This window comes from Micromonospora lutea (assembly GCF_016863535.1).
Lineage (GTDB): Bacteria > Actinomycetota > Actinomycetes > Mycobacteriales > Micromonosporaceae > Micromonospora > Micromonospora lutea.
In genome coordinates this window covers 12,989-33,663 of record NZ_BOPB01000032.1, presented here as the reverse complement: position 1 = coordinate 33,663, position 20,675 = coordinate 12,989, and the positions used below count along the sequence as shown (strand labels likewise).

The window sequence follows — 20,675 nt, the reverse complement described above, 5'->3', positions numbered from 1 at the left end:
CGTACCGTCGATGCCGACCTTTCCGGCGGCTTGCGGTCGTCGCGGCGGTGGCCTCGCTCGATGTGCCGAGTCGATGCGGCTCGCCGGTGGGACGTGCCGGAGCCTGCCGGGGCGAAAGATCGGATAGCGTCGGTGCCATGCCCGACAGCGGTTACCCCTGGCCGATCTCGACGACTCGACTGGACAACGGCCTACGTGTGGTGGTCAGCGAGGACCGCACCGCCCCGGCGGTCGCGGTGAACCTCTGGTACGACGTGGGTTCCCGGCACGAGCCGGCCGGACAGACCGGCTTCGCTCATCTCTTCGAGCACCTGATGTTCGAGGGCTCGACGCACGTCGCGAAGACCGAGCACATGAAGCTGGTCCAGGGGGCCGGTGGCTCGCTGAACGCGACCACGAACCCGGACCGCACCAACTACTTCGAGACGGTCCCGGCGGAGCACCTTGAGCTGGCGCTCTGGTTGGAAGCCGACCGGATGGGTGGGCTGGTGCCGGCCCTGACCCAGGAGACGCTGGACAACCAGCGGGACGTGGTCAAGAACGAGCGGCGGCAGCGCTACGAGAACGTGCCCTACGGCGACGCCTGGCTGCGGCTGCTGCCGCTGCTCTATCCGCCGGGCCACCCGTACCATCACGCCACCATCGGGTCGATGGAAGATCTGAACGCCGCTGATCTGGCCACCTTCCAGGCGTTCCACCAGACTTACTACGCGCCGAACAACGCGGTGCTCACCGTGGTCGGTGACACCACCGTGGACGAGGTCGTCACCCTGGCCGAGAAGTACTTCGGTGGCATTCCGCCCCGTCCGGAGATCCCGCCGGCACCGGACGGTCGCGTGGTGCCGGCCACCGGCGTACCCGCCGAGGAGACGGTGGTCACCGAGGTGCCGGCACCCCGCGTGTACATCGCGCACCGCACCCACCCGTTCGGCAGCCCCGGCTACGACGTGGTGACCGTGCTGGCCACCGTGCTCGGCAGCGGACGGGGCAGCCGGCTGCACCAGCGGCTCGCCGACGGTGAGCGGATCGCCCAGCCCGATCTGGTCGGGGCGTACGGGGTGGATCTGGCGCACGCCCCGGCGCCGCTGATCGTCACCGCCACCGCCCGTCCCGGCGTGAGCGGTGAGCGGTTGGCCGCCGGGCTGGCCGAGGTGGTCGACGAACTGGCCACCGTGCCGGTCACCACCGCTGAACTGGAGCGGGCGAAGGCGTTGCTGACCACCGCGTGGTGGCGACAGATGTCCACAGTCGATGGCCGAGCTGACGCGCTGAGCCGGTACGCCACCCAGTTCGGCGACCCGGGCACCGTGGCCGAGCGGCTACCTGCCTGGCTCGCGGTGACCGCCGAGCAGATCGCCGAGGTGGCGGCCGACACGCTCGCCGCCGACGACCGGGCGACTCTTACCTACCTTCCGCAGGAGGCCCACTCGTGACCCTGATCGCTGACCGTCCCGCCTCGGGTGCCGCTCGCCCGTACCGGTTTCCCCAGGTGATCCGCCGGTCCGTCGCCGGCGGTCAGGTTGTCGCCGCACACCTGCCGGGGCAGAACCTCGCCGTGGCGATGCTGCTGCTCGACGCGGGTGCCGGCCGTGAACCGGTGGGCCGGGAAGGACTCGGCGGTGTGCTGGCCAAGGCGTTGGAGGAGGGCACCACGCAGCGCGACGCCACCGCGTACGCGTTGGCCATCGAGGCGCTCGGCACCGAGCTGGTGACCGGGCTGGACTGGGACACCTTCCAGGCCAGCGTGCAGGTGCCGGTGGGCCGGTTGGGCGCGGCGGTGGAACTGCTCGCCGAGGCGGTGCGTACCCCTCGGCTCGACCCGGACGACGTGCGACGGGTCCGCGACGACGAGGTGACCGCGCTGCGGATGGACTGGGCCAACCCGGGGCCACGGGCCGACGCGGCGTTGCGCGCCGACCTGTTCGGCGCCGGTAACCGGTGGGGCCGTCCGATGTACGGCGATCCCGACTCGGTGGCCGGTCTGGATGTGGAGGACGTCACCGTCTTCCACTCGGAGTGGTTCATCCGCCCGGGCATCCTCGTCGTCGCCGGCGACCTGGACCGGCTCGACCTGGACGCCCTCGCCGCGACGGCGTTCGCCGGCACCGGGGGCGGGCCGGTGGACCGGGGTGCCCCGATCGAGGTGCCGGTGCGTACCGGGCGGCGGATCATCCTTGTCGACCGGCAAGGGTCGGTGCAGTCCACGTTGCGGCTCGGTCATCCCGGACCACACCGGGCACACCCGGACCATGTGCCGATTGCGCTCGCCGGCACGGTGCTCGGCGGGGCGTTCACCTCCCGACTGAACCACCTCATCCGGGAGGTTCGCGGCTACACGTACGGCATCCGAGGGGATTTTGCCTCGTCTCGCCGGTTCGGCCGGTTCGCGGTCAGCTCCGGAGTGCAGACCGCCGTCACCGCTCCGGCACTGGTCGAGGCGGTCGGGGAGATCGCGCGTACCCAGTCCGGTGGGGTGACCGAGGACGAGTTGGCGGTGGCGCGGTCCTGGCGGGCGGGTCAGCTCTCGGTCGAGTTGCAGAGCCCACGGGCGATCGCCGGCGCGCTGAGCACCCTGGTGGTGCACGACCTGCCGGACGACTACCACGCTCGGTTGCGGGAGGAACTGCTCGCCGCCCAGGTGGCCGAGGTGTCGGCGGCCGCCGCCACACATCTGCGGCCGGAGTCGCTGACCCTGGTGGTGGAGGGCGACGCCGCAGTGATCAGGGACGAGTTGGTGGCCACCGGTCTCGGTGAGCTGATCGATCATCCGACGGAGGACTGACCGGATTCGTTCGACGCCTGGGGCTCCACCAGCCGGTCGGCCGGAAGTGTGACGTCGGTCGCGGTGAAGCTCGGCCGGCTGAAATGCTGCCGTCGGCCACGCTGCGGCGACGACGTTCTTCCGGCGGAACCGGCCGGCGAGGGGCGACTGTCCCGACCCGGCCCGGCTCGCCTGCCGCTGGGATCCCCGGCAGTGGGAAAGCGTTCCCAGCCGGGGCACCGGGCTGGGTAGCCTCGCGGGCATGAGGATCGGCATTGTGGGAGCCACCGGCCAGGTCGGTGGCGTGATGCGGCAGGTGCTGGCGGAGCGGAGCTTCCCGGCGGAGCAGGTGCGGCTGTTCGCCTCGGCGCGCTCGGCGGGGCGTACGCTCCCGTGGCGCGGCGAGGAGATCACCGTCGAGGACGCGACCACCGCGGACTACGCGGGGCTGGACATCGTGCTCTTCTCGGCCGGCAAGGGCTCCGCGAAGGAGTTGGCGCCACGAGTGGCCGCCTCGGGTGCTGTCGTCATCGACAACTCCTCGGCGTTCCGGATGGACCCGCAGGTGCCGTTGGTCGTCGCCGAGGTCAACCCGCATGCCGCCGCCGTGCGTCCCAAGGGCATCATCGCCAACCCGAACTGCACCACGATGGCCGCGATGCCGGTGCTGCGCCCGCTGCACGCCGAGGCGGAACTGGTCGCTCTGGTCGTCTCCACCTACCAGGCGGTCTCCGGTGCCGGCCTGGCCGGTGTCGCCGAGCTGGACGAGCAGGTCCGCAAGGTGTCCGAGACCGCCACCGGACTCACCTTCAACGGTGCCGCAGTCGATTTTCCCGGTTGCCGCTCGTTCGCTCAGCCGATCGCCTTCAACGTGCTCCCGCTGGCCGGCTCGATCGTCGACGACGGGTCGGCGGAGACCGACGAGGAGCAGAAGCTCCGCAACGAGAGCCGCAAGATCCTGGAGATCCCCGACCTGAGAGTCTCCGGCACCTGTGTGCGGGTGCCGGTCTACACCGGTCATTCGCTCCAGATCAACGCCCGGTTCGCCCGACCGATCAGCGCGCAGCGGGCATACGAACTGCTTGCTGACGCGCCCGGGGTGGCGCTCTGCGACGTGCCGACCCCGTTGCAGGCCGCCGGCCAGGATCCGACCTTCGTCGGTCGGATCCGCGCCGACGAGACCGCCGAGCACGGCCTGGCGCTGTTCTGCTCCAACGACAACCTGCGCAAGGGCGCGGCGCTCAACGCCGTGCAACTCGCCGAGTTGGTCGCCGCCGAGGGCTGAACCGCCGTCCCGCATGGCGTCGTGCCACGGCTGACCGGGCCACGTTACTGGGGGCGACGGTCGGGTAGACCGTTGGCTGCCCGATACCCAGAGGGAGGCGCCATGACAACGGTCGGAGAGTTCATGACGACCCGGTTGGTGACCATGGACAGCAACGCCACGCTCGTCGCGGCGGCCCAGGAGATGCGGGACTCCGCGATCGGTGACGTGGTGGTGACGGACGGCGACAACGTCGTCGGTATCGTTACGGACCGGGACATCACCGTCCGTGGCGTGGCGGAGAGCTTGAATCCGGACACCACCCGGCTCAGCCAGATAACCACCAAGGACGTGGTGACGGTGAGTCAACACGACGACGCCGTCGCCGCCGCCGACCTGATGCGGACGTACGCGGTGCGGCGGCTGCCCGTGGTGGAGGACGGTCGGCTGATCGGCCTGGTGTCCATGGGTGATCTGGCGGTCGAGCGGGAGCCGCAGTCGGTACTGGCCGACATCAGCGCGGACGACCCCAACAACTGATCGTTGCACCGACCGAAGCCGGTTTCCGAGTCATCGGGAGCCGGCTTCGTGCTGTCCGGCACGGTGCTGTCCCACACCGACGGCTCACCCCAAGCGGGTGAGGTTGAGCAATCGGGCGGCGGGGACCCCTTCTGCGGCACGAACGACCGGGAGGAGGGGCCCGATGACGGATGCGACCACGCGGTTCTTCGACGACCTCGACCAGCAGGGTTACCAGCCGCTGCTGGCCAAGGTCTCCGGAGCCCTGCGCTTCGACCTGCACGAGGGGCCGCAGACCATGCACTGGCTGGTGCGGATCGACCGGGGGAACATCCAGGTCAGTCGGGAGGACATGGAGGCGGACACGGTGATCGGCACCAGTCCCGCGCTCTTCGACGACCTGGTCACCGGCCACGAGAACGGGTTGACGGCGCTGCTGCGGGGAGACATGACGGTCACCGGTGACGCCCGTCTGGTGGTGCAGATGGAACGGATCTTCGCCGGACCGCCGGACGCCAGGGGACCGCAGCGCTACCGGAAGGGGATGCAGTGATGCCACCGAGTCACACCGTACGGATCCTCGACGGCAACAACTTCGTCGTCTGTGAGGCCACCGGGGACATCGAGGCGACACCGACCGAACCGACCGGACTGTTCTCCATCGACACCCGATTCCTCTCCAAGTGGGTGCTCACGGTCAACGGCGAGCGACTGAACTCCCTCTCCTACGACGACCTCCAGTACTACGAGTCACGTTTCTTCCTGGTGCCCGGGCTGGCCACCCACTACGTCGACGCGAAACTGTCGATCATCCGCGAGCGAGCGGTCGGCAAAAGCTTCCGGGAACACATCACCATCCTCAACCACGACGAGAAGGCGGTGGACCTCGACATCCGGATGGACGCCGGCTGTGACTTCGCCGACCTGTTCGAGGTCAAGGACGAGATCCTCAACAAGAAGGGCGAGATCTACTCCGAGGTCGAGCCGGACCGGCTGCGCCTGGGCTACCGGCGCGGCAACTTCAGGCGGGAAACAATCATCTCGTCCTCCGAGCCGGCGCGGTTCGACCGCAACGGCTTCGCGTACTCCATCCACCTGGAACCGAACGAGCAGTGGGACACGGCCATCGACGTGCAGACCATGGCCCTCAGCCCGAGCGGTCGGGACCTCCGCCTCGGGTTGCGGGTGCACGGCGCCGAGCGGCTCAACCTGCAACAGGACCTGGAGGAGTGGATCGCCAAGGCGCCGAAGGTGAACAGCGAGCACGAGGAGTTGGCCGCGACGTACCGCAAGTGCATCGTCGACCTGGCTGCGTTGCGCTTCGCGCCGCTCTCGCTGGGAGGCCAGAACATTCCCGCCGCCGGGCTGCCCTGGTTCATGACCATGTTCGGCAGGGACAGCATCCTGACCTGTCTGCAGACGCTGCCGTTCACACCTGAACTGAGCGCGACGACGCTGCGGATCCTGGGCGCGCTCCAGGGCACCCGGTTCGATGACTTCCGGGAAGAGGATCCCGGCCGGATCCTGCACGAGATGCGGTACGGCGAGAGTGCCGCGTTCGAGGAGCAGCCGCACTCGCCGTACTACGGATCGGTCGACGCGACGCCGCTGTTCGTGGTGCTGCTCGACGAGTACGAGCAGTGGAGCGGTGACGTCGCGCTGGTCAAGGAGCTGGAGCAGGAGTGCCGTCGGGCCTTCAGGTGGATCGACGACTACGCCGACCTGGTTGGCAACGGCTACATCTGGTACGAGCGGCGAAACACCGAGAGCGGCCTGGAGAACCAGTGCTGGAAGGACTCCTGGGACTCCATCTCCTACCGCGACGGCACGCTACCGCCGTTTCCGCGGGCCACCTGCGAGGTGCAGGGGTACGCGTACGACGCAAAGATGCGCGGCGCGCGGCTGGCCCGGGAGTTCTGGGACGACCCGGCGTACGCCGATCAACTGGAGCGGGAGGCCGCGGCCCTCAAGGAACGGTTCAACCGCGACTGGTGGGTCGAGGACGGTGGTTACTACGCGCTCGCGCTGGATCGTGACGGACGACAGTGCGACGTGCTCAGCTCCAACATCGGCCACCTGCTCTGGAGCGGAATCGTCGACGACGACCGGGCCGAGCAGATCGCCGATCACCTGGTCGGGCCCCGGCTGTTCACCGGGTGGGGAGTGCGAACCCTGGCCGAGGGCGAGGTGCGCTACAACCCGATCGGCTACCACAACGGCACCGTCTGGCCCTTCGACAGTTCGTTCTGTGCCTGGGGACTGCGCCGGTACGGCTTCTCGGAGGAGGCAGCCGTGATCGCCAGCGGCATCCTCGACGCCGCCTGGTACTTCGACGGGCGGCTGCCGGAGGCGTTCGGCGGTTACCCGCGCGAGCAGACGAAGTTCCCGGTGGAGTATCCGACGGCGTGCAGTCCGCAGGCGTGGTCGACGGGGGCGCCGCTGCTGCTGCTGCGTACCATGCTCGGCCTGGAACCCCACGAGGGACACCTGGCGGTCGCGCCGCGACTGCCCATCGGCATGGGGCGGATCGAGGTGCTGGACATCCCGGGCCGATGGGGCCGGGTCGACGCCTTCGCTCGTGGCCGGCTCGATCTGAACTCTGTCGGCGGATGAGCGACGCGGCCGGGTTGCCCGAAACGGGCGACGGGCGACCTGGCCGCGTCCCGAAGGCGGGTACGCACCGCCGTCCTACCGGTGCGTAACCTACTCGGGATAAAGTTCCGGAATGCCGGAACTCGTGTACCCGCCCGTGATCGCCGCCGCCAAGACGATGTTCCGGGTCCTCGACCTGAAGCTCACCGTCGAGGGTGACCACCATGTGCCCCGTACCGGCGGGGCGGTGCTGGCCAGCAACCACGTCAGCTACCTGGACTTCATCTTCTGCGGGCTGGGTGCCCTGGAGTCCCGGCGACTCGTCCGGTTCATGGCGAAGGCCTCGGTGTTCCGACACCGGGTGTCGGGGCCCTTGATGCGCGGCATGCGACACATCCCGGTGGACCGGCAGGCCGGCGCCGACTCGTACGCCGCCGCGGTCGCCGCGCTGCGCTCCGGCGAGGTGGTCGGCGTGTTTCCCGAGGCGACGATCAGCCGCTCCCTCACCGTCAAGGATCTCAAGAGCGGAGCGACGCGGATGGCCCGCGAAGCGCAGGTACCGGTGCTGCCGGTCGCGCTCTGGGGGACTCAGCGGCTCTGGACGAAGGGGCGTCCGCGCACACTCACCCGCCGGCACACCCCGATCACCATCCTGGTCGGCGAGCCGATGGATCCCACCGCGTACCCGGACTCCACCACCATGACCGAGGACCTGCGCACCAGGCTCACCGCGCTGGTCGACCGGGCCCAGCGGGAGTACCCGGACCAGCCCACCACGCCGGAGGACCGGTGGTGGCTGCCGGCGCATCTCGGCGGCACTGCGCCCACTCCCGAAGAGGCCCTCGTGCTCGACGCCGACGACCGGCGCTCCGCGACCTCCTGACCACCCGACATGGGCGGGGCCTCGGCCGGCTGTCGCACGTTCCGACGGTGACGCCCGGCCGCCTATCGCTGCCCGGATGCCGCGTCGTACGGCGGTGCGTCAGCCTGCCTCGGCCGGTAGTAGTCGTCCCGGGAATGGAACTCCACGGGCAGCGCGCCGGGCAGCAGTACCCGGCCGGTACCGCTCAGCGACGCGGTCCGGGTCAGGCGGGCCAGCGCGTCCCGCTCCGGCGGAGACAGGTCCACCAGCTCCGGGCGGACCAGCCGGAACGTGGCGATCGCGTGGCGAAGCTGCCGGGCCAGTTCGCCGATCCGGCCGTCCGGTCCGACCAGGGCCAGCGCGGGTTGCTGGATCGTACGCAGCGCGTCACAGATCACCAGCAACATCGCCGGGTTGCCGTCGGCGGCGGGCCACAGCTCCAGCCGGGACGGCCACTGCCAGCGGATCTGCCCGCTGACCAGCCCCGGCAGCGGAGCCGCCGCGCGACTCCCGGGTCCCACCAGGGCGAGCTGTCCACCTCCGCCCACGTAGGCCAGACGGTGGTCGGTGATGGTGACGGAGACCGGGGCGGGTAGCGTCCAGGCGCGGTAGACCTCGCTGGGACCAAGCAGGAATCCGGCCACGTCCGCGCGGTGGCGGTCGAGCACCCGCTCGCCGGCCTCCGGCACCAGCTCATGCCGCCGGTCCAGCACCGGGCCCGTACCGTCGTGCACCGCGTCGAACCGGTGCGGTGCGATGAAGAACGGTGAGGCGTCATCGTGCATCGTCGGGACCTCCGGTGCAGACGGCATCTACGCACGAGCCTCGCGCAAGACACCACTTGCTGTCATGACGCCTGTTAGGGGGTCGGCTGATCGGTTGACGCCCGCGACCGGTAGATACCAATCTCCTCCGGTCGGACGAGTCCGTCCTCGATTGCGCGGGCGAGCAGCGCCGCCTTCGTGGCGGCCGGCCGGCCCGCCCGCGTGTACTTGATCCTCGCCCGGTCGACGTACTGCTTGACCGTGTGCTCGCTGATCCGCATCCGCCGAGCCACCGACGCCTTCGACATCGACTGGAACCACAGCAGCAGGGCCTCACGTTCCTTGTCGGACAGCGCCGGCCGGTCCGGTCGCGGATCGCCGACCATCGCGCCCGCCAGTGCCGGCGGGACGTACGGCCGGTCACTGGCCGCGTCCAGCACGGTCGCCACGCAGTGCTCCCGTCCCTCGTGCTTGGCGAGGAACGCCACCGCGCCGGCGTCCAGCGCGGCCAGCATCGTGGTTGGCTCGGAGTGTTCCGAGTAGACCACCACGCGTCGACCGGCGGCACTCAGCTCGGCCAGCTTGTCCAGTACCACTCGGCCATGCAGCCGCAGGTCGAGCAGGATCACGTCGGCATCCGGTGCCGCCCGCAGCACCTCGTCCGGATCGTCGCCGGTGGCCAGTACGGTCAACTGCGGTTCGGTGGCGAGCCAGGCCCGTACCCCGTCGATGACCACCGGGTGATCGTCGACGATCGCCACCCCGACGGGCCGCCGTGGCGTCACCGGTGCCAGCGCGTCTGCGTCCATCTGACCTCCCCGTCCCGTTCGTAGAGGTACTCCACCTGCCCGTCGCCGTCCTCCGCCGGGGGCCCGGTGCTGTCCGGGCCCGCCCGGTCGGGTGTGACCAGACTGACCACCACCTCGTCGGGGCTCGAGACGACTGTCAACCGGGCCCAGTCCTGGGCTTCCGCGAGGCTGGCGGTGAGCGGGTCCGCCAGGCTCCGGCGGACCCGCACCGGCAACGGTGGCGGTGAACCAATAGTGACCAGGTCGATCGGGAGGCCGTTGCGTTCGGCCAGATCGGCTGCGGCCCGCAGTTCGTGCAGGAGCGGGTGCGGCACGTCGTCGGACTCGGCGATCAGGCGACGCAGCCGGGCGGCAGCCCGTACACAACGACGCTGCACCTCCGGGTCGGCCGGGTCGGCCCGTCCCTGGGCCAACTCGGTCAGCACCTCGCTGGCGGCACGGCTGACCAGGTCCAGCCGCTCGCCCCGTTCGTGCCGGGCCTGCTCGGCGGCTTCCCGCTCGGCCACCATCGCGTTCGTGGCCGCCGCGGTGGCGGCCCGCTCCCGGGACAGTGCGGCGAGCGCCGCCGCACCGGCGAAGACCGCCACCGGCAGCGACGAGGTGCCGTAGAAGGCCATGGTGGCCCGGGCCAGATCGGCAGCACCCGTCGCACCGTGCAGCACGACGGCGGTCAACGCGATGGCCGCATGGGCGGCCAACAGCGCGAGCAGCCGGTGTACCGGCCGTCCCCAGAGCACCACCAGGAAGAACCAGGCGAGGGTGCCCCACACCCAGTTCGCGGGGCTGAACAGGTGGGACCGGCCTACCGTGGCGAAGACCGCCACATCGACGACCAGCAGCGCCCCGACCAACGGCGCCGCCGGCAGCGGTACGTCGCGTAGCAGCCGGATCCCGGCGACAACGCCGAGCACCGCCACCAGCAACCAACCACCGAGCACCACCTCAGGCACGACCAACGCAGACCCGGCGGCCAGCACCGCCGGCAGCGCGATGGTCAGGTGCCAGACCAGCGCGATGGTGACCGCGACGATCCGGGCACCTCGGTCGGAGGTGCGGGCCACGGCCGCCGCCGCCCGTACCGCACCGACCTCGTCAACGGTCTGCGTGACCCGCTCACCCGGCACCGGAACTGGCCGGGCGTGCTGCGGCCGGAGGGCTTCAGCCGACATCCGACCACTCCAACCGGATCCGGGTGCCCTGGCCGGGCGCGGATTCGATGTCGGCTCGCCCGCCGATCGTCGCCATCCGGCCGCGTACCGACTCGCGCAGACCGTAGCGGTGGGCCGGCACGGTGGCCGGGTCGAAGCCGGGACCGTCGTCGGCCACCTCGACGGTGACGGTGCCGGCGTGCCGCCGCAGTCGCATCGTCGTCCGCGCTCCGGGCGCGTGGTTGACCACATTCGCCAACGCGGCGTGCGCGCTCTCCGCGACGGCCTCCGCGACGGGGGCCGCGACCGTGCACGGTGGCAGGTCGGCGACGACCGGCAGGTTGGGCAGTCGAGTGAGCACTGCCCGAAGTCGCTCGTCCAGCCGGGCCGTCGCATCGTCCGGCACCGCGCGCGCCTCGGCCAGGGCGGCGAGGGTACGCAGGTCGGCCGCGCACCGCTCGCGCAGCGCCGTGGAACTCACACCCACCCCTTCCTGGCCGACCATCGTGAGCGTCGCCAGGACGGTGTCGTGCAGGTCGCGGTTCTGACGACGTTCCGCCTCGCGGGCGATCCGGGCGACCAAGGCGTGACGGATGGCCCGCTGAGCGGTCAGGAAAGCGGTGTCTGCCTGGGCGATGCGTCGGCGCATCACCGCGGTCATGATCGCCGCGCAGGCGGTCTGGGCCAGCAGGGTGGTCGCGTGGACCCTCGCCTCGGTCGAGTTCCCCGCCATCTGCGCACCCGTCGCGTACGCGGCGACGACCAGCAACCCGGCCGGAACCGACCAGCGGACCGGGGCGGTCGCCTGGGTGTTGATCACGGTGGTGCTGGCCAGCACAGCGATCCAACTGGCCTCACCGGGCAGTACCTCGGGTGCGACCAGGACTGGGATAGCCAGGCACGCGGTGCAGGTCAGCGTCACGTCGACGGCGACGAGTGGCGCGCCGATGCCGTGTTGCCAGGCGCGCAGCGCATACCAGACCGACCATCCGGTCAGTACCGCCACGGCCGGCACGAGCAGTTCCGTGCGTACCGGCGGGGTACGCACGGCGAGCGCCACCACACCGCAGAACAGGCCACTGGAAAGCCGCAGCAGCGCCGGCAGCCGGGTGAAGACGAACGCGAAAGCACCGGCGGCCGGATGGTCCGCCGTGGTGGGTGGCGTGATCGGCACGGCCGGCATCGGGAAAGCGTCCTTCGCGACAAACGACCCGATCCGGGTCCGTGCTGTGGAGATCGACGCCGGAGAATAACACACGGCAGTGGTGACAGTGACCGTGGGTGAGGTAAAGCGCGACCCCGAGTTGCCGAGCCGTCACGCTCAGCCGCTGTGCTCCTCGCGTAGCCCGACACAGTCCTGCTGCCAGAAGGTGGCCGAGTAGACCAAGGTTCCGGTCATCCACGGCTCGTACCCGGAAAGCCTGGCAGCCTGAAAGGCGGGTGCCGGGATGCGTAGCGATGGTCGACGAAAGCCCAGATCACCGGCGGCGGCAAAGCCGAAGCGGGCGTAGTACCCGGGGTCGCCCTCCAGGAAGACCGTCGGCACGCCGCGCTCGTCCAGCCGTCGCAGGCCGTGTCGGATCAGGGCGCCACCGACGCCGCGCCGCTGCCGGTCCGGCCTGACCGCGAGCGGGCTGAGCACCTGCACCGCCACCAGCCGACGCGGAGCATCGAGCAGGCTGCGGGTGAACAGCACGTGCCCGACGACCTCGTCCTCCTCCTCGGCGACCAGGCTGAGGGCCTCCGGATCGTCGTCCCGCAGCGCCCGCACCAGCGCCACCACCGTCTCTCCATGGTCACCGAAGGCAAGCCGGTGCAGCTCGTGGACGGCATCCCGATCGGCTGCCAGTTCGTCGCGCAGGTGCATGACGGTGACCCTACGATCGGCGGCGTGTGCCGGGCCAGGGATATCCGGTGTCGCCGTGGCGTCCAGCATCAGGGCCAAGCGCAGCGGCGCGGCCTGGGCCGGCGGTATCGATGCCGCCGTGCCGTTCGACACCAGGGCCAGCGCGGCGGCGCGGGATGAACCTCCCCGGCCCGGCCGGCGCACCCTCGTACGCGAGGATGGGGACATGCTGCGATCGCCGCGCGCGCTCCTGTTGGACTTCGGTGGTGTCCTGGCCGACGCTCCGCGCCAGCCGACGGCCCCGCCCGACCTGGTGCGTCGGCTGTTCGACCTGGCGGGCGGCGCGGTGTCGGCCGAGCAGATCGCCGCCGACCTGACCGAGGGCAGCACCGCCTACGCCCGGTGGCGCGACGACGTCGGTCGTTCCGACGATCCGATCGAGCTGCCCCACGCCCGGGTGTGGGCGGACTTCGTGACCCCCACCTGGCCGGCGCAGGCCCGCACGGCGGTCGACGAAGCGGCCACCCCGCTGGCGTACGCCTGGGCCTGGCGATCGGAATGGCAGGTCCGCCCCGGGATTCCGGAGGCGTTACGGGCTGCGACGGACGCGGGCCTGCCGATGGCGGTGGTCAGCAACGCCCTCTGCGGGGCGGCGCATCGGGACTTCCTCGCCGCCGCCGGGCTCTCCGGACTTCTCGTGGCCGAGTTCTACAGCGACGAGGTCGGGCGCCGCAAACCCAACCCCCGACTGGCCTGGATGGCCGCCGACGCGGTCGGCGTACCGATCGGCGACTGCTGGTTCGTCGGCGACAGCGTGCAGCGGGACGTGGCCTGCGCTCGCCGGGCGGGGGCCGGTGCGGCGATTCTGATGCGCTCGCCGCGAACCGACCGCGAGCCCGCCCACCCGGACCTGCGACCGGACGCTCGCATCGAGGACGGCCACGGCCTACATGGACTCCTCGTGCAGAATGCCCGATGTGGATCAACGTGATGAGTTTCGCGAGGCCGCCCGCAAGCGCGATGTGCCAGAGCACGCCATCGAATGGTGGCTGCAACTCGCCCGCCCCGTGCTGGAACTGCACACCGTCTGCGAGGGACCGGTGGTCGGTTACTTCGGCGGCAGGCCGGCTCTGCCTGAGGGGGTGGAATGGCCGGACGGCATGACGTACCTCGCCTCGCTGGACCTCTCCGCGATCCCGGCCGGATCACACGACATCGACCTGCCCTCCGACGGGCACCTGCTCTTCTTCTCCGAGCCGGACATCGCGCCCGAAGCGGAAGTCATCCACGTGCCGCCGGGCACCCCGGTCACCGAACGCGAACTGGAGGCGAACACGTACCGCCAGGAGTGCGAGAGATTCCCGCTGTACGGCGTGCGTGGCTGGGACTTCCCGTTCAGACGCGAGGACAGTGCGCTCGACATCGGTGAGAGCCGCTACGACGAGAAGGTCTTCGGCTCCATCAAGTGGCATCTGACGGGTCACAACGACTGCGTCGGCACCATCGGCGGCTACGCCGATCGCGCCACCGGCGGAGGCGAACACGGTCTGGAGTCGCCCGAGACGGAGACCCTCCTGGGCTACCTGTACGTGGACGCGGCCCTCGGAGGCGAGGGCTTCGGACGCGACGGCACGATGGTGGGCTGGGTACTGACGAACGACGATCTGGCGCAGCGCCGGTTCGATCGGGCAAGGACGGTGTCCGACTTCAACGGCTGAGCACGTACGCTCCGGCACCTCGCGCCCTGGTGGGTCCGGGCTGGGTCGAAGATCAGACGTTGATGTCGTTTCTCCTGGTGGACATGGGCGCGCCCGGCAGGATTCGAACCTGCGGCCTTGGGATTAGAAGTCCCCTGCTCTATCCGCTGAGCTACGGGCGCAACGTGGTTTCGCGCGAGAAGGGTACCGCCGCCGGGACCCTGCCCGGCGGAACGGGTGGCCAGGTCGCTGTCGTCGCCGCGGCGCGGGCCGGACAACGGCTGATGGGTCAGGCGTCGGTGGGGGAGGAAACCTCCACGGCCGCAGGTCGTTCGCGCGCGGCGGACCGTGGCTGCGGCGGGGCCGGCCGGGCTGGCGTCGGTCCGGCGCCGAGGAAGGCTTCGGCCCACCGGCCCACCTCGGCGAAGACCTTCTGGCGTACGGCAGGTCCGGAGAGCGTGAGGTCGTGCAGGCCGCCGTCGAAGCGGGACAGGGTGACGTGTGGGCCGAGGCGGGGTGCCCAGCGGACCATGTGCTCGACGTCGAGCACCGCGTCGGCCAGGGTCGCCGCGTCCTGCCACTTCGTGCCCCGGAACGACCGGGTAGAGCAGGCGACCAGCACCGGCACCGGGATGTCCAGTCCGGCGCGCAGCCGTCGCTGGCCGGTGCGGATGGCGTTGATCCAGCCGGCCCGGACGGGGAAACCGGCGAGTGGCTTCCAGGCCAGGTCGTACGTCCATTCGCCGCGATGGTCGGCGTGGAGGCTCTCGCCGTACACGGTGCCGAGCCCGAACGGGAGGATGCGGTGCGGGGCCTTGCGGCCCAGCCGCGCGACGGCGGCCGCGAGGGGTCGCCGGACGAACCAGGAGGCGTTGAGGTCGAAGAAGGGGCTGTTGAGGACCAGCCCGTCGACCAGCCCGGCGTCGCGGCGGGCGTCGGCCCACAGCGAGATGATCAGGCCGCCGGTGGAGTGACCCATCGCCAGCAGGGTGTCGTGTCCGTCCTCGTCGCGGATCATCCGGGCGGCGGTGTCCAGCTCGGGAAAGTAGTCGCCGAGGTCGTGGCAGAAGTTCGGAGTCTGGTGCGGCAGCAGGCTACGGCCGTACTTGCGCAGGTCGAGAGCGTAGAAGTCCCAGCCACGCTCGGCGAAGAAGTCAGCCACGTGGGTCTGGAAGAAGTAGTCGACGAAGCCGTGCACGTACAGCACGGCACGCCCGGTGGGGCGTTCGGCTCGACGGCGGACCAGGGTCGCCACCACCGGCCCCTCGTCGTCCCTGCCCAGGTCGATGATGTGCCGCTCGTAGGGCGGGCCAAGTACGTCCGGTTCCACCTCGCCGACGGTACGCCGACTGGCTACCGGGCGGTAGCCCCCGCCCACCCGCACCCGGCGGACGGGGGCGTACCGACTTCGGTCACCTCTCGTCGGTCGTCGTCCCGACACCGGTCAGGTCATCGGTTGGCGTTTCAGCCTGGCCGGGCGGGGTGTTGACCCGCAGGTGCTTGTTGTTGCGCGGCTCCTGCCGGGTCTTCGCGTCGTTGAGCTTGCGACGCAGGTCGTCGCGGACGTCGTTGAGCGCGGCGCGCAGATCCTCCTCGCTCGACGTGGTGACGATCTTCGGCCAGCCGGCGATCCGGCACTCCAGGGTGACCCGCTGGCCCTTCGCCTCGCGGTCCTTGACCGAGAGTTCGAGGTCGGTGGCGTCGGCGTCGAAGGTGGCCAGGCGGGCGTCGAGCGTGGCGAACTGCGCGACGATCCAGTCCCGGTCGGCCTGCGTGAAACCGGCGTTGAACCGGAGGCACTTCGCCGCGGTGGCCGGGTTCGCGCTCATCGCCACGCCTCGCCAGGGACACGGGCGAAACGGGTGGTGGTCATCTTCATGATCGCTGACCTTTCGTTCGACGTCGTGCTCGCGGCTGCGGTTGAGAGATCCCTACCCAGGTCTGTTCCGTCCGGAACGTGACCATTACCGCTATCTGGATCATCTACCGGCATCCGCTCGCGGGCCAGGGTCCCTCGGCCTACCACACCGGGACCTTGATCAGGCGTTCGTCCACAGGCGGTCCAGTTGTCCACAGATCCGGCCACCGGACTGTCCGGCGGCGGCGCCAGGCCGCAGGCTCGACGGCGAGTCGACTCGCGAAGCCACTCCTCGGACCCAGGAGGGACGATGTTCGATACCTACGTGACAATCGTCGGCAATGTGCTGACCGCGCCGGAATGGCGTCGCACCACCCAGAGCAACACGCTGGTGGCCAACTTCAAGGTCGCCTCGACCGCCCGCCGTCTCGACCGGGACAGCGGGCGCTGGGTCGACGGCAACAGCCTGCGGGTACGCGTGAACTGCTGGCGCAAGCTCGCCGAGGGGGTGGCCGCCTCGGTCACGCTGGGCGACCCGGTGGTGGTCTGCGGGCGGCTCTACACCCGGGACTGGACCGACGAAGCTGGCAACCACCGCACGATGTACGAGTTGGAGGCCGTCGCGGTCGGCCACGACCTGTCCCGGGGCCGGTCGCGGTTCCTGCGCAACCGGCCCAGCCTGGGCACGAGCGTCGTCGCCGACGCCGATGCCGAGCAGCGGGTGCACGGCGAGACCACCGTGCCTGTGTCGGACGACGAGGCACCCGCCCGGTTCGACGACCTGCCGGTCGACGACGATTTCGAGCTGCCCGCCGCCGTGCCGTCGCGGGTCGGCGCGCCGCGGCACGATCCCGCCCGCGACGGCATGTTTCAGGGCGGTCCGTACGACGACCTGATCAGCGGTGGGCAGGCCAGTGCCGACGAGCTGGCTCCGGTCGATGCCGAGTCCCGGCAGACGTTCTCGGACGAACTGGCCGCCGTCGATGCCGAGGAGCAGCAGAATGAGTCGGCTATCCGGACTTCACCCGCCGACGAGCCGCTGTCGGTGGAGGTCGAGACCAGCGTGACCGGTGAAGTGGGACGTCCGGAGAAATCGGGGGCGGGCGTCGTCGGCACCGGTCGCGGGCGGCGGGGACGGCAGCCACAGCCGGCCTGACCATGGGCGTGGCCCGCCAGCCTTCCGGCGACGTCGGCCTCCGGGGCCGCTTCGCTGGCTGACTGGCGGGCCTCGCTCCGCTCGACCGTGGTCGCCCCGGTCAGCCGCGCCCCGTCCTCCGCCTTCCGGGGTCAGCAGATACACGCCGGGCGAGACCCGGGACGTCCCGTCGTCGCGCAGGCCGGTCATCGACCACGCGCCGGAAGTACCTCGGCGAGGTCCGCCCGGATCCGGGCGTACCGGCGTCGGATCCGAAGGGTTCGATCCTCCTTCACTTCGTGCCCGTGCACCTCAACCCACACATGTCCGGCGCCGACCGTTCGGCTGACGATCTCGGCGACGTACAGCTTCAGCTCGCCCACGCCCGGCAGATGCCCACCCTCAGGCACGCGGATTACGTCGCCGACCGTCAGCCCGGTACGCGAGACACTGCTCCCGCGATCTCGCCCCTGACTGGCGAAGGCGGCGCCCGGTCGGCACGCATCCAAAACCCCACCCCGCCGCCTCCATGCCCCAACACGTGGTCCGGAATTGCCCCTCTGGGCCCCAGGGGCCTTCCAAGTCCAAGATCCGGTGAGATGGGATGACTTTCGGGATATCGGGACGAGGTGATTCGGTCTACCGAGCAGATCTTGGTGCGTTAGGGCCCTCCTGGGGGCGTTTTCGGACCAAGATCCCTGCTTGCAGTAGGTGGCAGTGAGCGGCGCGGGGCCGGGTGCGGGGCGGCACTAAGCTGGCGGGCCGGGGGGTGGTGCGGGTGCGGTGGGCGGGAGCAGCGGCCAACGCGGCGGGACTGGTCGCCGGGTATGCGCTGGACGCGGTGCTTGGTGACCCGCGTCGCGGGCATCCGGTTGCCGGCTTCGGGCGGGCCGTCACCGCCCTGGAACGCCGTCTCTACCGGCCCGACCGGCTCGCCGGGGCTGCCTTTACCGCGCTCGCCGTCGGTGCTCCGGTGCTGGTCGGGGCCGCTGCCGCGGTCGGCACCCGGCACCGGCCGGTGGCCCGCACGGTGCTGGTCGCCGCCGGCACCTGGGCGGTGTTGGGCGGGCGTAGCCTGCGCCAGGAGGCGAAGACGATGGGCCGGTCACTGCGCGGCGGTGACCTGCCGGCCGCACGACAGCGGCTCGGAAATCTCTGCGGGCGGGACCCGTCGACGCTCGACGAGCCCGAACTGGCGCGTGCGACTGTGGAATCGGTGGCGGAGAACACCTCCGACGCGGTGGTCGCTCCACTGGTCTGGGGCGCGGTTGCCGGGCTGCCCGGCCTGCTCGGTTACCGCGCGGCGAACACCCTCGACGCGATGGTTGGCCACCGTAACGCCCGCTACGCCCGCTTCGGTACTCCTGCCGCACGCCTGGACGACCTGTTCAACCTGGTGCCCGCCCGGCTGACCGGTCTGCTGACCGTGGCGCTGGCACCGGTCGGCAAGGGTGACCGGGCACGGGCCTGGCGGGTGTGGCGGCGGGACCGCGACGACCATCCCAGCCCCAACGCAGGGCAGTGCGAGGCGGCGATGGCCGGAGCGCTGGGCGTCCGGCTGGGTGGACGCAACGTCTACTTCGGCCGCACGGAGGCGCGCCCGTTCCTCGGTGACGGCCCACGTCCCGAGGCACGGCACCTGACCCGGGCGGCACGGATCTCCGGTGCGGTCGGGCTGGCGGCGCTCGGTCTCGCGGCGGCGTACCCGTTGACCGTGGGCCGGTTGATCGGCGCGGCTGCCCGCCACACGCTCCGACCGCTGCGAGCCTCCCGACCGCTGCGACCACTGCTGTCACCTCCGGCCTCGGCGCACCCGCCGACCGGGACTCGGCCTTCGTGGGCACTGCCGACTTCGCGTTCGCAGCAGGGTCGTCGGTGACCGGTGGGCTCCTGGTGGCCGGGACCACCTCGGATGCCGGCAAGAGCGTGCTCACCGCCGGCATCTGCCGCTGGTTGCACCGCCGAGGGGTGAAGGTGGCGCCCTTCAAGGCGCAGAACATGTCGAACAACTCCGCCGTGGTGCTCGGGCCGGACGGCCGGGGCGGCGAGATCGGCCGGGCGCAGGCGATGCAGGCCGCGGCCTGCGGTCTCACCCCGGATCTGCGGTTCAACCCGGTGCTGCTCAAGCCCGGCAGCGACCTGTCCAGCCAGGTGGTGCTGCTCGGCGAAGCCGTCGACACGATCACTGCCGGCACCTTCCGGACGTTGCGTCCCCGGCTCGCCGAGACCGCCTACGCGGCCCTGGCCGAGTTGCGGTCGGAGTACGACGTGGTGATCTGCGAGGGCGCAGGCAGCCCGGCGGAGATCAACCTGCGTGACGGCGACTACGTGAACATGGGCCTGGCCCGGCAGGTGGGGCTGCCCACGATCGTGGTCGGTGACATCGACCGGGGTGGCGTGTTCGCTGCCATGTTCGGCACCCTCGCCCTGCTCGACCCGGCCGACCAGGCCCTGATCGCCGGTTTCGTGGTCAACAAGTTCCGAGGTGACATGGGGCTGCTCGCCCCCGGGCTGGCGATGCTGCGACACCTCACCGGACGCCCCACCTACGGGGTGCTGCCCTGGGCGGTGGACCTGTGGCTGGACGCGGAGGACTCGCTCGCCTACGGCCGGGTGCTCGGTCGTCCGGCTGCTCCGCGTGGCACCGAATGGCTCGACGTGGCCGTGCTGCGACTGCCCCGGATCAGCAACGCCACCGACGTGGAGGCGCTGGCGACCGAGCCGGGGGTGCGGGTACGGCTGACCGTCGAACCGGCCGAACTCGCCGCTGCCGATGTGGTGGTGCTTCCCGGCTCGAAGTCGACCGTGGCCGATCTCGCCTGGCTGCGCGAGACGGGCCTGGCCGACGCGGTCACCGCGCACGCGGCGGCAGGCCGTCCGGTGTTGGGCATCTGCGGCGGCTACCAGATGCTAGCCCGCGCCATCCACGACCCGGTGGAGAGCCGACAGGGCAGCGTGCCCGGCCTCGGCCTGCTCCCCACCGAGGTCACCTTCGACCGAAGCAAGACCGTCCGGCCCGCGGAGGGCACCGTCGACGGCGACGTGCCGGTCCATGGCTACGAGATCCACCACGGGTACGTCTCGACCGCCGACCCGCAGCTGACCCCGTTGCTGCGGTACACCGACGGTACTGACGAGGGCGCGATGCACGGCGTCGTGCACGGCACCCACTGGCACGGCACGTTCGAGTCCGACGAGTTCCGTCGCTGGTTCCTCACCCGGGCGGCCCGCCTCGCCGGGCGTACCGGGTTCCAGGTCGCGCCGGACACGTCCTTCGCGGCAGCCCGCGAGCGCAGCCTCGACCTGCTCGGTGACCTGGTCGAGGAGCACCTCGACACCGACGCCCTCTGGCGGCTCATCGAGGACGGGCCGCCGACCGACCTACCGTTCATCCCACCCGGTGCCCCGCCGGGCTGATCC

General features: G+C 70.9%; 19 protein-coding genes and 1 tRNA gene. 12 read left to right on the top strand and 8 right to left on the bottom strand.

Annotated elements, in window-relative coordinates; translation table 11 throughout:
• Positions 1–137: 137 nt before the first annotated feature.
• The 7 genes from Vlu01_RS24730 (at position 138) to Vlu01_RS24700 (ending at position 8,019) form a co-directional block, all read left to right on the top strand.
• The gene (locus Vlu01_RS24730) at positions 138–1,433 is read left to right on the top strand and encodes a M16 family metallopeptidase (RefSeq protein ID WP_204003845.1); all 1,296 of its coding nucleotides are present in this window, start codon (positions 138–140) and stop codon (positions 1,431–1,433) included.
• On the top strand, positions 1,430–2,782 hold the full coding sequence (locus Vlu01_RS24725) for a M16 family metallopeptidase (protein ID WP_204003842.1): 1,353 nt from the start codon (positions 1,430–1,432) through the stop codon (positions 2,780–2,782). The genes Vlu01_RS24730 and Vlu01_RS24725 overlap by 4 nt, the downstream gene beginning before the upstream one ends.
• A gap of 241 nt (positions 2,783–3,023) precedes the next feature.
• Positions 3,024–4,046 carry an aspartate-semialdehyde dehydrogenase gene (locus tag Vlu01_RS24720; RefSeq protein ID WP_204003839.1) on the top strand — a complete coding sequence of 341 codons (1,023 nt, stop codon included), beginning with the start codon at positions 3,024–3,026 and terminating at the stop codon, positions 4,044–4,046.
• Between the two features lie 102 nt (positions 4,047–4,148).
• Positions 4,149–4,565: a CBS domain-containing protein gene (locus Vlu01_RS24715; protein WP_204003835.1), complete on the top strand. Its 417-nt coding sequence runs from the start codon at positions 4,149–4,151 to the stop codon at positions 4,563–4,565.
• Positions 4,566–4,728: 163 nt separating this feature from the next.
• Positions 4,729–5,097 (top strand): SCP2 sterol-binding domain-containing protein, encoded by a 369-nt coding sequence (locus Vlu01_RS24710; protein WP_204003832.1) that lies wholly within the window; start codon positions 4,729–4,731, stop codon positions 5,095–5,097.
• Entirely contained in the window at positions 5,097–7,157 is a 2,061-nt protein-coding gene (locus Vlu01_RS24705; RefSeq protein ID WP_204003830.1) for an amylo-alpha-1,6-glucosidase, read from the top strand. Before Vlu01_RS24710 ends, Vlu01_RS24705 begins: the two co-directional genes overlap by 1 nt.
• Positions 7,158–7,269: 112 nt before the next feature.
• Positions 7,270–8,019, top strand: a complete 750-nt coding sequence (locus tag Vlu01_RS24700; protein ID WP_204003828.1) for a lysophospholipid acyltransferase family protein — start codon at positions 7,270–7,272, stop codon at positions 8,017–8,019.
• A gap of 62 nt (positions 8,020–8,081) precedes the next feature.
• Here Vlu01_RS24700 and Vlu01_RS24695 read toward each other — a convergent pair whose 3' ends face one another.
• From Vlu01_RS24695 to Vlu01_RS24675, 5 genes are all read right to left on the bottom strand, one after another.
• A complete protein-coding gene (locus Vlu01_RS24695) occupies positions 8,082–8,783 on the bottom strand; it encodes a hypothetical protein (RefSeq protein WP_204003827.1) in 702 nt (233 codons plus the stop codon).
• A 74-nt stretch (positions 8,784–8,857) separates the two neighbouring features.
• On the bottom strand, positions 8,858–9,571 hold the full coding sequence (locus tag Vlu01_RS24690) for a response regulator (RefSeq protein WP_204003826.1): 714 nt from the start codon (positions 9,569–9,571) through the stop codon (positions 8,858–8,860).
• Positions 9,544–10,740 carry a hypothetical protein gene (locus Vlu01_RS24685; RefSeq protein WP_204003825.1) on the bottom strand — a complete coding sequence of 399 codons (1,197 nt, stop codon included), beginning with the start codon at positions 10,738–10,740 and terminating at the stop codon, positions 9,544–9,546. Before Vlu01_RS24685 ends, Vlu01_RS24690 begins: the two co-directional genes overlap by 28 nt.
• A complete protein-coding gene (locus tag Vlu01_RS24680) occupies positions 10,730–11,902 on the bottom strand; it encodes a sensor histidine kinase (RefSeq protein ID WP_204003824.1) in 1,173 nt (390 codons plus the stop codon). Before Vlu01_RS24680 ends, Vlu01_RS24685 begins: the two co-directional genes overlap by 11 nt.
• A gap of 138 nt (positions 11,903–12,040) precedes the next feature.
• Positions 12,041–12,586 (bottom strand): GNAT family N-acetyltransferase, encoded by a 546-nt coding sequence (locus Vlu01_RS24675; RefSeq protein WP_204003823.1) that lies wholly within the window; start codon positions 12,584–12,586, stop codon positions 12,041–12,043.
• 205 nt (positions 12,587–12,791) lie between these two features.
• On the opposite strand from Vlu01_RS24675, the gene Vlu01_RS24670 reads away from it, so the two are divergent.
• Together Vlu01_RS24670 and Vlu01_RS24665 are read left to right on the top strand one after the other, a co-directional pair.
• Entirely contained in the window at positions 12,792–13,556 is a 765-nt protein-coding gene (locus Vlu01_RS24670) for an HAD family hydrolase (protein ID WP_204004000.1), read from the top strand.
• Positions 13,543–14,283 (top strand): DUF1963 domain-containing protein, encoded by a 741-nt coding sequence (locus Vlu01_RS24665; RefSeq protein WP_204003822.1) that lies wholly within the window; start codon positions 13,543–13,545, stop codon positions 14,281–14,283. The genes Vlu01_RS24670 and Vlu01_RS24665 overlap by 14 nt, the downstream gene beginning before the upstream one ends.
• Positions 14,284–14,371: 88 nt before the next feature.
• On the opposite strand, the gene Vlu01_RS24660 is transcribed toward Vlu01_RS24665, so the two are convergent.
• The 3 genes from Vlu01_RS24660 to Vlu01_RS24650 all read right to left on the bottom strand — a co-directional run bounded on the left by Vlu01_RS24660 (position 14,372) and on the right by Vlu01_RS24650 (position 16,097).
• Positions 14,372–14,444 (bottom strand) — tRNA-Arg (locus Vlu01_RS24660).
• A 107-nt stretch (positions 14,445–14,551) separates the two neighbouring features.
• On the bottom strand, positions 14,552–15,592 hold the full coding sequence (locus Vlu01_RS24655; protein ID WP_204003819.1) for an alpha/beta hydrolase: 1,041 nt from the start codon (positions 15,590–15,592) through the stop codon (positions 14,552–14,554).
• Positions 15,593–15,674: 82 nt separating this feature from the next.
• Positions 15,675–16,097 carry an HPF/RaiA family ribosome-associated protein gene (locus tag Vlu01_RS24650; RefSeq protein WP_204003817.1) on the bottom strand — a complete coding sequence of 141 codons (423 nt, stop codon included), beginning with the start codon at positions 16,095–16,097 and terminating at the stop codon, positions 15,675–15,677.
• 333 nt (positions 16,098–16,430) lie between these two features.
• On the opposite strand from Vlu01_RS24650, the gene ssb reads away from it, so the two are divergent.
• The 3 genes from ssb (at position 16,431) to Vlu01_RS24635 (ending at position 20,672) form a co-directional block, all read left to right on the top strand.
• Positions 16,431–17,276, top strand: coding sequence for a single-stranded DNA-binding protein (ssb, locus tag Vlu01_RS24645; RefSeq protein ID WP_204003815.1), 846 nt, complete (start codon positions 16,431–16,433; stop codon positions 17,274–17,276).
• A 757-nt stretch (positions 17,277–18,033) separates the two neighbouring features.
• A complete protein-coding gene (locus Vlu01_RS24640) occupies positions 18,034–19,134 on the top strand; it encodes a cobalamin biosynthesis protein (RefSeq protein ID WP_239096104.1) in 1,101 nt (366 codons plus the stop codon).
• Complete coding sequence (locus Vlu01_RS24635) at positions 19,131–20,672, top strand: cobyric acid synthase (protein ID WP_204003813.1); 1,542 nt, start codon at positions 19,131–19,133, stop codon at positions 20,670–20,672. The genes Vlu01_RS24640 and Vlu01_RS24635 overlap by 4 nt, the downstream gene beginning before the upstream one ends.
• The last annotated feature ends 3 nt before the right edge of the window (positions 20,673–20,675 follow it).